The sequence below is a fragment of the Chryseobacterium candidae genome, from assembly GCF_004916905.1.
Classification (GTDB): Bacteria; Bacteroidota; Bacteroidia; order Flavobacteriales; family Weeksellaceae; genus Chryseobacterium; species Chryseobacterium candidae.
The window spans coordinates 90,879-105,063 of the sequence record NZ_SDLV01000031.1; the positions used below are offsets into that span (position 1 = coordinate 90,879).

Annotated in this window: 10 protein-coding genes and 1 pseudogene; 4 read left to right on the forward strand and 7 right to left on the reverse strand. The window is 34.4% G+C overall.

Features of this window, described 5'->3' with window-relative positions; genetic code table 11:
* Window positions 1-160 precede the first annotated feature (160 nt).
* Window positions 161-427, reverse strand: a complete 267-nt coding sequence (locus tag EK417_RS15380; RefSeq protein ID WP_168802005.1) for a lipocalin-like domain-containing protein — start codon at window positions 425-427, stop codon at window positions 161-163.
* A 123-nt stretch (window positions 428-550) separates the two neighbouring features.
* Here EK417_RS15380 and EK417_RS21795 point away from each other — a divergent pair.
* Window positions 551-1,364 (forward strand): annotated as a pseudogene (locus EK417_RS21795) (transposase).
* A 111-nt stretch (window positions 1,365-1,475) separates the two neighbouring features.
* Here EK417_RS21795 and EK417_RS15390 read toward each other — a convergent pair.
* Both EK417_RS15390 and EK417_RS15395 read right to left on the reverse strand, forming a co-directional pair.
* On the reverse strand, window positions 1,476-2,903 hold the full coding sequence (locus EK417_RS15390) for a SusD/RagB family nutrient-binding outer membrane lipoprotein (protein WP_136522639.1): 1,428 nt from the start codon (window positions 2,901-2,903) through the stop codon (window positions 1,476-1,478).
* 8 nt (window positions 2,904-2,911) lie between these two features.
* Window positions 2,912-5,863: a SusC/RagA family TonB-linked outer membrane protein gene (locus tag EK417_RS15395; RefSeq protein WP_136522640.1), complete on the reverse strand. Its 2,952-nt coding sequence runs from the start codon at window positions 5,861-5,863 to the stop codon at window positions 2,912-2,914.
* A 489-nt stretch (window positions 5,864-6,352) separates the two neighbouring features.
* Between EK417_RS15395 and rnhB the strand changes: the two genes are divergently transcribed.
* Window positions 6,353-6,937 carry a ribonuclease HII gene (rnhB, locus tag EK417_RS15400; protein ID WP_136522641.1) on the forward strand — a complete coding sequence of 195 codons (585 nt, stop codon included), beginning with the start codon at window positions 6,353-6,355 and terminating at the stop codon, window positions 6,935-6,937.
* 132 nt (window positions 6,938-7,069) lie between these two features.
* Here rnhB and yidC read toward each other — a convergent pair whose 3' ends face one another.
* The 3 genes from yidC to EK417_RS15415 all read right to left on the reverse strand — a co-directional run bounded on the left by yidC (window position 7,070) and on the right by EK417_RS15415 (window position 11,450).
* Window positions 7,070-8,869 (reverse strand): membrane protein insertase YidC, encoded by a 1,800-nt coding sequence (yidC, locus tag EK417_RS15405; protein WP_136522642.1) that lies wholly within the window; start codon window positions 8,867-8,869, stop codon window positions 7,070-7,072.
* A 178-nt stretch (window positions 8,870-9,047) separates the two neighbouring features.
* Window positions 9,048-10,655: a CTP synthase gene (gene pyrG / locus EK417_RS15410; protein WP_136522643.1), complete on the reverse strand. Its 1,608-nt coding sequence runs from the start codon at window positions 10,653-10,655 to the stop codon at window positions 9,048-9,050.
* A 225-nt stretch (window positions 10,656-10,880) separates the two neighbouring features.
* Window positions 10,881-11,450 (reverse strand): YceI family protein, encoded by a 570-nt coding sequence (locus tag EK417_RS15415; RefSeq protein ID WP_076597740.1) that lies wholly within the window; start codon window positions 11,448-11,450, stop codon window positions 10,881-10,883.
* Window positions 11,451-11,588: 138 nt separating this feature from the next.
* On the opposite strand from EK417_RS15415, the gene radA reads away from it, so the two are divergent.
* Together radA and EK417_RS15425 are read left to right on the forward strand one after the other, a co-directional pair.
* Window positions 11,589-12,938, forward strand: coding sequence for a DNA repair protein RadA (gene radA / locus EK417_RS15420; protein WP_110367971.1), 1,350 nt, complete (start codon window positions 11,589-11,591; stop codon window positions 12,936-12,938).
* Window positions 12,939-13,060: 122 nt separating this feature from the next.
* Window positions 13,061-13,654, forward strand: a complete 594-nt coding sequence (locus tag EK417_RS15425) for an acyl carrier protein phosphodiesterase (RefSeq protein WP_110367970.1) — start codon at window positions 13,061-13,063, stop codon at window positions 13,652-13,654.
* A 5-nt stretch (window positions 13,655-13,659) separates the two neighbouring features.
* Here the strand turns inward: EK417_RS15425 and EK417_RS15430 are convergent, their stop codons facing one another.
* Window positions 13,660-14,175, reverse strand: a complete 516-nt coding sequence (locus EK417_RS15430; protein WP_076597737.1) for a DUF6702 family protein — start codon at window positions 14,173-14,175, stop codon at window positions 13,660-13,662.
* Between the last annotated feature and the right edge of the window lie 10 nt (window positions 14,176-14,185).

A 14,185-nucleotide genomic window follows, 5' to 3' on the forward strand; every position in this document is an offset into this window, starting at 1 on the left:
CCATTTGCAAATAAAAAAAACCGCCTTATGGCGGTTTTATAAGTAAACAAGAATGTTTATTCTTTTCTAAAACTAAGACTGCCTCGTCATTTCCAGGCGTATTATCCAGGTTTTTACTATTGTCATTAATTCTAAGCTCAGAATCAGAATATGATTGCACTTATTTTTTCATTGTTTTGGTGACTCCAGCATCTGTATAAGTAATTGTAAGAGTATTATACAAATTATCATAAGCCCATTTTCCTACAAAATAATCTGACAAATTACAGTTCCCTGAAATCCCTGACTCATATCTGTCATAAGCTCCAGAAAAATCTGCATTAATCACAATTACTCCCCTATCTTCACAATCATTCAATACAATATTTTCACCTCTGAATTCATATTTAAATGGTCGCCAAGCTCCATTAGTAACTACATTATTCACCACTACATTGTTATCATCATCATTAACCTGAGTTTGGAATAAAAATAGACAAAAAAATTTTTATAAAACAACCAGCACCACAAATAAAACATGGATATCAAAACACTTAAATAAATAACCAATATAGATTTAAAACAAAAAATCACAAATAATTCTATACAAATTGATGATCTCTGTAAAGAGTTTGATACTTAATTAAAAAAATAAAGTTCCAAGCACTCAACCATCGCAAAAAAATAAGAAATAGAACATCTATAATGTCGGATTCTAAAATCATCACCGTTATGATTTTATTTCATTTGAGTGCCCACAAAAGCTTTAAGCTTTATTATAAGGAAATTGTTTGTAGTTATTGAAAGGACTTATTTCCTAAAAGTCTTTCTTACATTAGATTTATTGAATTTCAGCACAGAAGCTTCGTGATTTTTGCCTTGTTTTCAAAAGACAAATATTTGGGAAAATACACAGGAATAAGTTTTATGGGCTTAAGGTGTATCTGGTTTGTAACGAAAAAGGAGAACTTTTATCCTTTTATTTGACAAAAGGGAATGTTGACGACAGTAATATCAGGCCAATTAAAAATATGACCGAGCCGCTTTTCGGAAAACTATTTACAAATAAAGGATACCTTTCAAAAACTTTATGGAAAATGCTCTTTAAATATGAAATTCAACTATTTACAAAACTTAGAAAAAATATAAAAAATTATATCATGAAAATGGAAGACAAGATTTTGCTTAGAAAAAAATCTATCATTGACACCATAAATAATGAATTAAAAACAATTGTAAAGTAGAACACACAAGACATCGAAGCCTGAACAATTTTATGATCAATATTTTGGGATTACTAACTGCTTATTTGCTTCTTTCAAAAAAAACCGTCACTCATCTTGAAAAAAGTAAATGGCGGACAGTTATTTTTAAATTTTGCTTAAACCGAACTCTGGTAAACTTAATAACTTAACACAATTTAATTACAACACAAATGATATTATTAAATAAAAAACCGCCCGAAGGCGGTATAATATGAATGTTGTTAATACATTTTAATATTTATCCCAGAAAAGTTTTACAGTTTGTTTATCACCTCCTATTGCAGTTGACGCTTCTGCAACATTTGTACTGTTAATAGAATATTCTTTAATTGGGTATAAAACTCTAACTGGAGGAGTAGGAGAATAAGTCATATTGTCTAATCTTCTGCTAAAAGTCCAAGCTTCAAATCCTCTGTTATACATCGCTATCCAGGCTTCATTTCCAATAATTTTTTTCCACGGCTGACCGCTTGCAGATTGGACAGAATAATTATGCGTAGCTAAATAAGCTGTTTTATCCACAGCATTTACCTTCCAATGATCCAGTGATGCAGTGATACCTTGATCAAAATGCATAGCTGCTGTTCCCACTGCATATCCTCTCGCAGCTGCTTCGGCTAATAAAAATTTGATTTCAACATAATCAGTTAAATATCCTAAGCCATCCGCAACAGATATCGATGGGTTTATCAGTGATAACGTTTGGGCCGCAGTTGGATTTAAACCAAATACACCTCCTACATATTCTCCTACATTATCGCCACTAGCTGCAGTAGTGAAATATTTACCTATACGAGGGTCATTATTATTTTTCAGATAGGTAATAATTGTATTTGTAGCACAAAAATCCACTCTTCCTGAAAGTACAAGGTCTTCATATAAAGGAGATGTAAATACTCCTGTAGGCTGATATTTGATAATAGCACTGTCATCATTAGAAGTAAAAACTCCAGAGTTATAAGCAGATTCAACAGTACTTTTAGAAAGTGCTGCATCTACGTCGGCTAAATTCATTCCTAATTTTAGCTTTATTGAATTCATAAGCTTCTTCCATTTAACAATATCGCCACCATATATAATATCATCCGTTCCAAATCCTGCAGAGGAAGTATTTAAAGCATTAATATCAGCATTAATCCTTGTTAAAAGATCCAAATAAATTGTTTTAGCATCATCATACTTTGGTGATAAATTTTCATCTACTTTTAATGATTGAGAATAGGGGATATTTCCGTAGCTATCAACCAATATCTGATAAAAATAAACCTGCATTGCATCTACCATTGCTAATCTATTTTTTTTCACATTAGCATCTACTGGTTCATTAACAATAATAGTTTTAGAGGTATTTAGAGCATTTAATGCATAATATAACTGATTCCAATGCGCATCTGCAACATCTCTTCTTCTAAAATTCATTCTCGTACCTTCTCTATAAGTTACATCAGCTAATTGCTGAGTCAGATGTCTGAAAACACTTCTATTAACATTTAGGGTATTCATTTGATTCATTCCAGTAACGACTCCGGAAGAAAATAAGTATCCACTAGGTGGATTATCTATTGGAGCTTTTGGGTTAACATTCAAAGACTCTAGATCACCATCACAAGATGTTAACATCAACAAAGCACTTCCAAGTATTAAAAATATTTTTTTCATAATTTCTATTAAAATTTAGCCGTAAAATTAAATCCAAATGTCCTTACAGTTGGCATAGCTCCCACCGAGTAACCTCTCGACAGTAAACCTGCTCTTAATCCAGATTCTGGATCAGCATATGGTAAGTTTTTATGGATAATCCATAAATTTCTTCCTATGATAGAGAATTTCATATCATTAATAAATGTTCTATCATACCATGTTTTAGGAAGATTAAATGTTAATGAAGCCTCTCTTAACTTAATAAATGATGCGTCATAAACAAATGCTTTTGCTGGCATTACAGAAATTCCTCCCATAAGTTCCCCAGTATCTGCTATTGGAATTGGAGTTGTATTAGGTGTTCCATTAGGATTCACCCCCGCTAAAACTATATTATTTCTATCAGGAAAAGCTGTCTCAGGATAAATTCCTGTTCCCATTCCATAATAAAGGTCGGTAGAGAAAATATCTCCTCCTTTTTGTCCGTCTATTAAGAAACTTAAACTGATTCCTTTGTAAGTAAATGTATTTCTTATACCTCCTATCCAATCAGGATTGATATTACCAATCACCTGATCTTCTTTTCTTGCATATACACCATCTTCTACAACAGGCTGCCCATTAACATATACATAATCAGTTCCTTTAATAATACCAAAAGGCTGTCCTACGTATGCATTATAAGTAACCTCTCCTTGTACCTGTTGTAATAATAAGTTATCTAATCCTTCAGTTAGTTTTAATACACTACTTTTGTTTTTTGACCAGTTAATATTAATATCCCAACTGAAATTATTAGATTTAAATGGAGTTGCATTAAGAGCAACTTCAATACCTTTATTTTGGATTTCTCCGGCATTAATCCATTTTGCTGCATAACCTGTAGATGTAGAAACATCTGCTCTCACAATCTGGTCTGTAGTACGGGTATCATAATAAGCGACATCAAATCCAATTCTATTTTTAAAGAAATTGGCTTCCATACCTACTTCAAATTCATTTGATGATTCAGGTTTCAGATCACGATTATTCTTAACAGTACTGTTACTAACCATAGGGATCTTTCCAAAAATACCTAAAATTCTGTATTGATCTTGTAATCTGTAATTATCTGTAGATTTTCCTACTTTGGCAAAGTTTCCTCTTAATTTTAAGAAAGAAAGCCAATCCTGGTTAATTAGGTTAGATAGAATAATTGATGCAGAGACAGAAGGATAGCCATAGACATTGTTATTTTGTCCAAGATTTGAAGATTTGTCAACTCTATATGACCCTTCAATGAAGTAAGTATCTTTATACCCTAAAGCGGCTTGGATATAAGCTCCCATTGTAACACTTTTTGCTAAATCTTCCTGGGCTGGTAATGGAGCTTCTGCTGTATTATTTAAAGCCCATACATTGGGTAATATTAGACCGCCTTCAGTTGAGTTACGCACCCCTTCCATACTATTTCTTCTGTAACTCGTACCTAATAGTCCATTTAAACTTAACTCATTTTCAAATTTTTTATTATAAGCTCCATATAGATCAAAATTTAATTCAGAAGATCTTAGATTTTCAAGTTCATAACCAGATGCTACAGATTTTCCTGAAAGTCCAAATGATTCCGGCATACTTCCTAGCTGCTTTCTGGTTTGGTTCTTTTGATCATAAGAATCAGAAGAGGCTCTACCGGTAATAGTAAGGTTTGGATTTACTTTATAGTTTAACAAAACATAGCCAAAGAACCTAGTTCTATCATCCGTTTGGTAGTTTTCATAACGGTCAAAATATGGATTGTTCCAATATTTTGGATTGCCATCATTTGCACTCGTTCTGTTCCACGTTATATTTCTTCCAGAATTATTATATGCATCCCTTAGTGAGTAAACATCTACGTTATTCTGCCACCATTGTCTAAAGCCTGTAATGATATTATCGCCATACCCAGTAGAGTTTCTACCTTTTGTATTTTGAATTGTTAAGGATGTATAGGCAGTAACATCAAACTTATCATTAAACTTATGATTAAATTTTGCAGAAATTGTATTTTTCTTTTGTTCAGAATTAGGTAATACACCATTTGAAAGGAAATTGGTATAATTTACTAAAATATTAGAATCATTGCTACCAGATTCCAAACTTACAGTATTCACATAGTTTGTTGCTGTTTCAAAGAAATCTGCAGGGGTATGTTTGGCAGCCATCCATGAATATGCCTTTCCAAAATTAGGAGAATTAGGATCATATGAATCCCATTGATAAACCATCAATTTCGGATCAAATGCCATACCTATTGACGCATCATCATAAAAAGGTGCATATAAATTTCCGGCATCATCTTCATCAAAATATTGTCCGTAACCAGCCCCATACTTATCCTGATATTTTGCAAATGTAGATTTATCAATATTACCTATCTGTACTTCAGAAGATAAAGTAATACCTACTCTACCTTGTTTTGAGCGACCTTTTTTGGTGGTAATTAATAACACTCCGTTTCCTGCTCTTTCACCATAAAGAGCTGATGCAGCTGCACCCTTCAAAACATTTATACTTTCAATATCAGCCTGATTTATATCCGACAAGTTATTCCCATAATCATACCTGTCACTATAATTATTCCTATTATCCAACGGTACTCCATCAACAACAATCAATGCTTGGTTATTAGAAACAATTGATTTATTTCCTCTGATAACGATATTAGCAGATCCACCAAAATTTGTTGTAGTTGAAATATTAAGACCTGCAGCTTTACCTACCAACTGGTTTGCAATATTACCAGTATTTACCCCGTCAGTAATAGCATCCGCCTTAATTTGCTGTGTGGAATACCCTAAAGATTTTTTTTCTCTTTTAATCCCAAGTGCAGTCACTACTACACCTTCAATCTCCTTTGTCTGTGAAGCTGTATCATTTTTCTTCTGCTGAGCATTTACAATTGCAAAGGAAGAAGATAATACAACAACAAGAAGACTCATTGTTATTTTCTTCATATCAAATTAATTTTTGTACGCTACAAATTTGTAAAACTTTCTTAATAACACAAAGAAAAAAGCAAAAAAAATATCAATATTTCAAAATTAAACAAATAATAATAATAAAAAAATATTTATTTCTGTTAAAAACATATTTTTTAACAAAAATAAAACATTGGAACATTATAATTTTTTAAGAAACATTAACAATAATAAATATTTATATTATCTATAGAAAAAACTTCAAAAACAACAACAAATCAACTGATTAGCAACACAATAAATCACTTCTAAAAGATAAAAAAATCATTTAAAAATTTAAATACAATGCAATGCATACAATATTTCTCATTCCAAAAAGAATCTAAATCACCAAGAATTAGAGAAAATAGCATACTTAATTACCAGAATTCAAATAGAAATAATTAATAACTTAAATAATGATAATAATAAACCATAAAATAATTTCCTGGAAAATTCCATATTTTTGCAGTATAGAAACAATTCATGGAGCTAATAAAAAACTGGTCAAACCTATACATTGAGGCAGGATGCGATGAGGTAGGAAGAGGATGTTTAAGTGGTCCGGTGGTAGCAGCAGCGGTAATTTTGGATAATGATTTTAAACAAAATCTGGTTAATGATTCAAAAAAATTAACGTTCAAAACAAGGATGGAGCTGGATAGTTACATCAAAGATAATGTGAAAAACTACGCTATTGCAGAATTACCACCTTCCTTTATTGATGAGCATAATATTCTCAATGCAAGTATCCATGCAATGCATCGTGCGCTGGATAAGCTAACGATAACTCCTGAACTTATTTTGGTGGACGGAAATAAATTCCATCCTTATAACTACATTCCGCATCAATGTATTATCAAAGGAGATTCCAAGATTTTATCTATTGCTGCGGCCTCTATTCTTGCTAAAAATTACAGGGATAAACTGATGATTCAACTCCACGAAGAACATCCTGAATATGGTTGGGACACCAATTTTGGCTACGCCACAAAAAAACATCAGGAAGCCCTTATAAAACATGGCCCAACACCCCATCACAGACAATCTTTCAGGCTGAAATATGATTAAAAGCAACCGATTTTCAATTATCAAATTCGCAATCACCAGTTAGAAATTTAAAATATTTCTAAATAAAAACCCAGATAAAAAAAGAGAAGCAATACTTAATTGCTTCTCTTTTTTAACATATTATTAAGAATTTTATTTCTTCTTATTTCTTTGCTGCTCCTGAGCTTTTTGCTGTTCCTGTGCCTTCTCCATCATTTCTCTCATTCTCTTCTGGAACTTACCTTCTGCTTTTGGTTTTTCCTTGTTAGACTGAATCTGGGCATGGATTTTCTTTTCATCCAAAATCACATACTTAATAACAAGGATGATCAGAATATTAATCGCATTCGATACAAAATAATACCATGAAAGACCTGAAGCCGAAGTATTAAGGAAGAACAGGAATGTAATCGGGAAGATATACATTAACACCTTCATGTTTGGCATTCCTTCCTGCTGCGGCTGCTGCATATTTCCTGAAGTCATTACAGTATAGATCAAGATAACAACCGTACAGGCTAAAGCAAAAATACTTAAGTGATCTCCAAGGAAAGGAACTTTAAACGGAAGTTTGATCAAATCATCATAAGCTGTCAAATCTTTTGCAAACCAGAACCCTTGTCCTCTAAGATCAATAAAGTTCGGGAAGAAACGGAATAAAGCATAGAAGATAGGAATCTGAACCAACGCCGGTAAACATCCCGCCATCTGATTCACTCCGGCTTTTCTGTACACTTCCATAGTGGCCTGCTGCTTTTTCATCGGATCTGCATCCTTGAACTTCGCATTTACCTCATCAATTTCCGGACGAATTACTTTCATCATTGCACTCAATTTATGCTGCTTATACATAATTGGTGAGAGGATAAGCTTTACGATGATCGTCATTACGAAAATTACCCAACCAGCAGATAATCCCCACGCAGCGATAATGCTATATAACCACATAAAGAAATAACGGTTCATGGCTCCGATGAATGACCAGCCTAACGGAAGAATTTCATCAAAGTTTTTATCATAGGATTTAAGCAATGGTAAATCCAATGGCATGAAATACCAAGTAAAATCCTGATTCAGCTCACTTCCGGTCATCTGAACAAAACCTTCGTAGTTGAACTTCTTTAAATATTCTCCTTCTTCAACATTTTCCTGGTTTCCTTTACTTTGAGTAAATCCGTTTTTAGCTTCAATGACAGAAGAGAAAAACTGCTGCTTTACACCAATCCAGTTAAGAGTTTCCTTTTCTTCTTCCATAGTGGTTCTTCCATCATAATCATAATCTTTATAATTATTGAAAGCATAAGAAAATTCTGAGTGAGACTGCTCCTGTGCTCTACCCTTTTCCAGGTTTCTTACATTATAATCCCAGATAAAATCTGCTTTATTATCAGAAGTAATTTTAGAAAGTCCCTGAGTTCTTACTTTAAAGTCTAAGGTATATTTTGGCAACAGTGTGTAAATGAATTGAATGACAGCGCCATTATAATCTGCAGTTAAGGTAACAGCGTTTCCGTTAACAGCAGGTGAGAAAACTAAATCTTTAGTATTAACAATCTTCCCTGTTTTGTCTTTAAACTGAAAACCGTAGTTTGAATTATTTTTATTGATCAGATAAAGTGGCTGATCAGCATTGTCTGTTTTGTGGTTGTATGCTTTATATTTTAAAAGCTCTACTTTAGAAACCTGCCCTCCTAAGCTTGAAAATTCAAGTTTCAATTCATTATTTCCAAGACTTGCTGTCTGGATTGCATTAGGAGTTACATTTGGATTGATATTGTTTGCCTGAGTTTGCTTTACGGCATTTTTTACCTGTTCCGTTTTCTGCTCCTGAGCTTTCAACTCCGCTTCTTTCGTTTGTTTGTTCTGGAAGTAGAACATAAAACCGAAGAGAACAAGGCATAAAACCGCGAAACTAATCATTTGCTTCTTATCGATTCCGTTGTTTTGTTGCATTTTATTTTATATTAAAATTTTAAATTTAAAATGTACATACTGGTGTACGTAATTTGAGCTGACAAAAATACTGTTTTTTTATCAAAACTCTATGCTTTACGTTGTTACTATATAATAAACTCAAGCTGAGAATAATCAGCCTGAGTTTATGGGTAGACGTTTATGATAAAATTTTACCTTATTTCTTTTCGCAAGCCTTGATGAAAGCTCTGAATAAAGGATGCGGTGTTGCTACCGTACTCTTATATTCCGGGTGATACTGAACCCCTACATAGAACGGGTGATCAGGAAGTTCCAGGGCTTCTACCAAACCTGTTTCAGGGTTAGTTCCTGTAGCCAGGAAACCATTTTTTTCAAATTCCTGAAGATAATCACTGTTGAATTCATAACGGTGACGGTGTCTTTCAGAGATATTTTTGCTTCCGTAGACATCATATAATTTAGAACCGTTTTTCAAAGAACATTTCCATGATCCAAGGCGCATTGTTCCTCCTTTATCTACTACATTTTTCTGTTCTTCCATCAAAGAAATTACAGGATCCGGAGTAGCCGTATCAAATTCCATAGAGTTTGCTTTGGTATGTCCTAAAACATTTCTTGCAAATTCAATCGTCATAATCTGCATTCCTAAACAGATTCCCAACATTGGAATTTTATTTTCTCTTGCATATTTTGCGGTAAGAACTTTTCCTTCAATCCCTCTGTCTCCGAAACCAGGAGCTACAAGGATACCATTCACACCTTTCAGAGTATCTTTAATATTTTCCTCCGTAATATCTCCACTGTATACCCATCTTACTTTTACCTCAGTTTCAAGGTCAGCTCCTGCATGTTTGAAAGCCTCAGCAATAGAAATATAAGAATCCTGAAGGGAAACATATTTTCCTACCAATGCAATTTCAACGGTTTTCTTAGGGTTCTGGAATTTTTTAAGGAAACTCTTCCAGTCTTTAAGATCTGCATCTTTATCACTTTTCAGATCCAGCTCTTTTAAAACTACATCATCAAAGTTTTGTTTCTGAAGATACATTGGAACTTCATAGATGGTTTCAAGGTCTTTACATTCGATAACGTTATCTAAAGGAACGTTACAGAACTGAGCCAGTTTTGCTCTCTGATCTTTAGGAATCTTATGTTCTGTTCTGCACACTAAAACATCTGCCATAATTCCGCTTTCCATCAACTGACGAACGGAGTGCTGGGATGGTTTTGTTTTTAATTCTCCACTTGAAGCAAGATAAGGCAGTAAAGTAAGGTGGATCACCATAGAATTACTCTCTCCCAGCTCCCACTTCAACTGGCGAACAGTTTCAATGTAGGGTAAAGATTCGATATCCCCTACCGTTCCTCCGATCTCAGTAATGATGATATCGTAGTTCTGTTTTGAAAGGATTTTAATTCTACGTTTGATTTCGTTAGTAATATGAGGAATTACCTGAACTGTTTTTCCAAGGAAGTCTCCTTTTCTTTCTTTTTCAATGACAGTCTGGTAGATTTTTCCTGTAGTAACGTTGTTGTTTTGGGATGTAGGAGCATCAAGGTAACGCTCGTAGTGGCCTAAATCCAGATCCGTCTCCGCACCATCTTCAGTCACATAACACTCTCCGTGCTCATAAGGATTCAAAGTTCCTGGGTCGATATTGATATAAGGATCTAATTTTTGGATCGTTACATTAAAGCCGCGTGATTTTAGTAGAAGTCCCAGAGAAGCAGAAACGATTCCCTTTCCCAAAGATGAAGTTACACCTCCTGTCACAAAGATGTACTTTGTATTCTTTTTACTCATTAGATTAGGTTTGTGCAAAGTTAGGGGAAAAAGAAATACAAAGCAATCTTTTACATTTTGAAAATGATAAAACATCCCTCAAACAATTATAAAACCTAATAAAATTTTTATCAATATTTAGTATAAGCAAATGAAACAAAGCTATGATCAACAGGATTTCATCTATCAACGAAAAAGGTTTTCCATTGGAGCGGAAAACCTTTTTATAGTTTATATTCTGAAATATTATTGCTTAGTCAGTTCAAAGTAAGCCGTTACTTCAACATCTTTTGCGATTCCTGCTCCTGACGGATCATATTTGATACCATAATCCAGACGGTTCACGGTAAATTTTGTCTGAATCCCCATAATCTCTTTTCCGTCTTTATTTTTTGTAATTCCTCCAAACGTAACCGGAGCAGTGATTTCTTTTTCCACACCTTTCATCGTCAGCTTCCCTTTTACAATGTAGTTGTTGTTCTTATCTTTTGTAACAGAAGAACTTTTAAATTCAATCGTAGGATATTGGGCAACATCGAAAAACTCTTCACTGATAAGATGTCTGTCTCTCATATCCACTCCGGTATTAATGGAAGGGACACTGATAGAAAAGCTTACATCGGCATTATCCAGATTAGCGCCTCCTGTAGCTGCTTTTCCGTCAAATTTATCAAACCTTCCCTGTACAAAACTAATCCCCATGTGCTTGATATTAAAGTTGACCGATGAATGCATCTGGTCTACCTGCCAGGTTCCCTGTGCAAAAGCAACGATATTTAAAAGCGTAAATACGAAAGATAAAAATACTTTTTTCATTGTAATGATATTTTACATTAATATTTTAATTGAAGAAAGCTAAGATAAGAAAGATATTTCTACCGCAGACGTATTAGTTTTTTATATTAAATCCATTTAGATTCCGAAAGAAAAATGCTTTTTTTATAACTTCGCAGTATGGCAAAACTGAAAACAGCATATTTCTGTCAAAACTGCGGAACCCAGTACCCTCAATGGCTGGGACAATGTAAAAACTGTGGAGAGTGGAATACTTTAGTAGAAGAAGTTGTAGAAAAACCTTCTCACAAAACTCCTCCTTTCTCAAAAACCAAACAACATGTTATCAATATTGTTGAAGTGGAAACAAGTGAGGAACCAAGGATAAAAACACCTTCTGAAGAACTGAACCGTGTCTTAGGAGGCGGTATCGTTTTGGGTTCTGTGACTTTGATTGGCGGCGAACCCGGAATCGGGAAATCGACCCTTCTGCTTCAGCTTGCTTTAAAAATGAAGAAAAAAATCTTCTATGTTTCCGGGGAGGAAAGTGCTTCTCAGATTAAAATGAGAGCGGACAGGCTTACTGATATTCAGAATCCGAACTGTTTTCTTTTTACTGAAACTTCACTGGAAAAAATCCTTCATGAAGCAAAAAAACTGGAGCCTGATTTCATGATCATCGATTCTATCCAGACTCTGCAGTCTCAGCTGATAGAAAGTTCTCCGGGAACCGTATCCCAAATCCGGGAATGCTCCAATGAGATCATCAAATATGCCAAAGAAAATAATACTCCGGTATTTCTTGTAGGCCACATCACCAAAGACGGACAGATTGCCGGACCAAAGGTTCTGGAGCATATGGTGGATGTTGTTTTGAATTTTGACGGAGACCGAAATCATCTTTTCAGATTATTGAGAGCCAATAAAAACCGTTTTGGTTCTACTTCCGAAATTGGAATTTATGAAATGGTTTCCCAGGGATTGAAAGAGATTAAAAACCCTTCTGAAATTCTGATCACCAAAAAATTTGAAGAACTTTCCGGTAACTCCGTTGCGGTAACCCTTGAGGGAAACAGACCTATGCTGCTGGAAATTCAGGCATTGGTAAGTACGGCCGTTTATGGAACTCCACAGAGAAGCTGTACCGGTTTTGATTCCAAAAGACTGAATATGCTTCTGGCCGTATTAGAAAAAAGAGCAGGTTTTCAATTGGGAGCAAAAGACGTTTTCCTGAATATTACGGGCGGAATAAAAACAGATGACCCTGCACTGGATCTGGCGGTCATTGCTTCTGTTCTTTCCTCTAATGAAGATATTGCCATCTCAGAACATTACTGCTTTGCCGGAGAAATTGGTCTGAGCGGAGAAATACGTCCGGTAGCCCAGATTGAACAGAGAATTACTGAAGCGGAAAAACTGGGTTATGAAAAAATATTCGTTTCCAATCTTAATAAAATCCCGAAAAGAAAATTTGGAATCAAGATTGAAGAAGTGAGTAAGATTGAAGATTTTCACGAGAGGCTTTTTTAATGTGAATGGTCAATTTTGCTACGCAAGTCAATAGTCAATTAATATCACGATAAAAAATTAACAAGCGAAGCGAATTCACTTTTCACCTTTCACTATCCACATTTAATTCATACCTTTAAATTATGAATTATCTGGCGCATTCTTTTCTTTCTTTTACCGACGGGCAGATCGTGGGGCAATTTCTTGAAGACTTTATCCGCAACAGAGATCGTTTCTCTTTCCCAAAGGAAATTCAGGACGGAATTACCCTGCACAGAGCAATTGACACTTTTACAGATTCCCATCCGGCTATCCATGAGGCCAAAAAAGTGTTTGCCCCATTGGTAAGATTGTACGCCGGTGCATTTGTGGATGTTTCTATGGATCATTTTGTAGCCAGAGACCTATCACTGAATTCTCTGACAGAATGGAAATCGCATTCCCTCAAAGTTTATCGTGTTTTAAATACCCATGAACAGTGGCTTCCTGAAAATTTCAAAAAGATGCTGGTAAAAATGGAGCATGATGACTGGCTTTATAATTACCGTGAAGACTGGGGAATCAAATTCAGCATTCAGAATGTACTTAATAAAGCAAAATATCTTGATAGGGATATTCCTGTTTTTGAAGCTTTTTTAAAGAACAAGGATCATCTTCAGCAGTGTTATGATGATTTTTTTCCTGATCTGATGGCTCACGCAAAAGGAATCAATACATTGCTTCAGCTGGAAAATTAATATTCTCAGAACTGTTTATAGAGATAGCGGTTAGGATAGATAAGTTTTTCACTGTTTCTTTGTCCGTTTACAATGATATGAACAATATTGATCTGATCATCAAAAAGATTATACAGAAAACTTACCGCGGTTTCTACTTTTTTCGGAGGGGACACAGGTTCGGATTCTAGAAAGATATTTACAGATTCCTGGTCTTCTTCATAGCCAATATAATTTACTTTTAAAAATTTATTATCAACTTTTAGTTTAAAATATTCTGAGCTGTATTTTTGCAGGGCATCATTCAGTTTGGTCTTGTATTTTTCGTCATTAAAATGAAAAGCGCCTCCATATTTTTTTCCCAAGCCATTTTCCAGGTCATCAAGAAAGAATCTTCCGGTCACTTCAAATGTTCTGGATTTTGAATTATAATTAATCTCTACAGATCCTACGTGATAGGGGTGAAAAGCTTCACTCCCTGTAAAACTCTGAAAAGTCATTATTAATACGAAAAGAAAACTCCCAAAAAACTTACCTGACATGAATCTTATT

Coding starts and splice junctions, on each gene's coding strand:
- EK417_RS15415 (WP_076597740.1), bottom strand. CDS start 11,450: ATGAAAAAAGTATTTTTATCTTTCGTATTTACGCTTTTAAATATCGTT.
- EK417_RS15395 (WP_136522640.1), bottom strand. CDS start 5,863: ATGAAGAAAATAACAATGAGTCTTCTTGTTGTTGTATTATCTTCTTCC.
- pyrG (WP_136522643.1), bottom strand. CDS start 10,655: ATGAGTAAAAAGAATACAAAGTACATCTTTGTGACAGGAGGTGTAACT.
- EK417_RS15425 (WP_110367970.1), top strand. CDS start 13,061: ATGAATTATCTGGCGCATTCTTTTCTTTCTTTTACCGACGGGCAGATC.
- radA (WP_110367971.1), top strand. CDS start 11,589: ATGGCAAAACTGAAAACAGCATATTTCTGTCAAAACTGCGGAACCCAG.
- rnhB (WP_136522641.1), top strand. CDS start 6,353: ATGGAGCTAATAAAAAACTGGTCAAACCTATACATTGAGGCAGGATGC.
- EK417_RS15430 (WP_076597737.1), bottom strand. CDS start 14,175: ATGTCAGGTAAGTTTTTTGGGAGTTTTCTTTTCGTATTAATAATGACT.
- EK417_RS15390 (WP_136522639.1), bottom strand. CDS start 2,903: ATGAAAAAAATATTTTTAATACTTGGAAGTGCTTTGTTGATGTTAACA.
- yidC (WP_136522642.1), bottom strand. CDS start 8,869: ATGCAACAAAACAACGGAATCGATAAGAAGCAAATGATTAGTTTCGCG.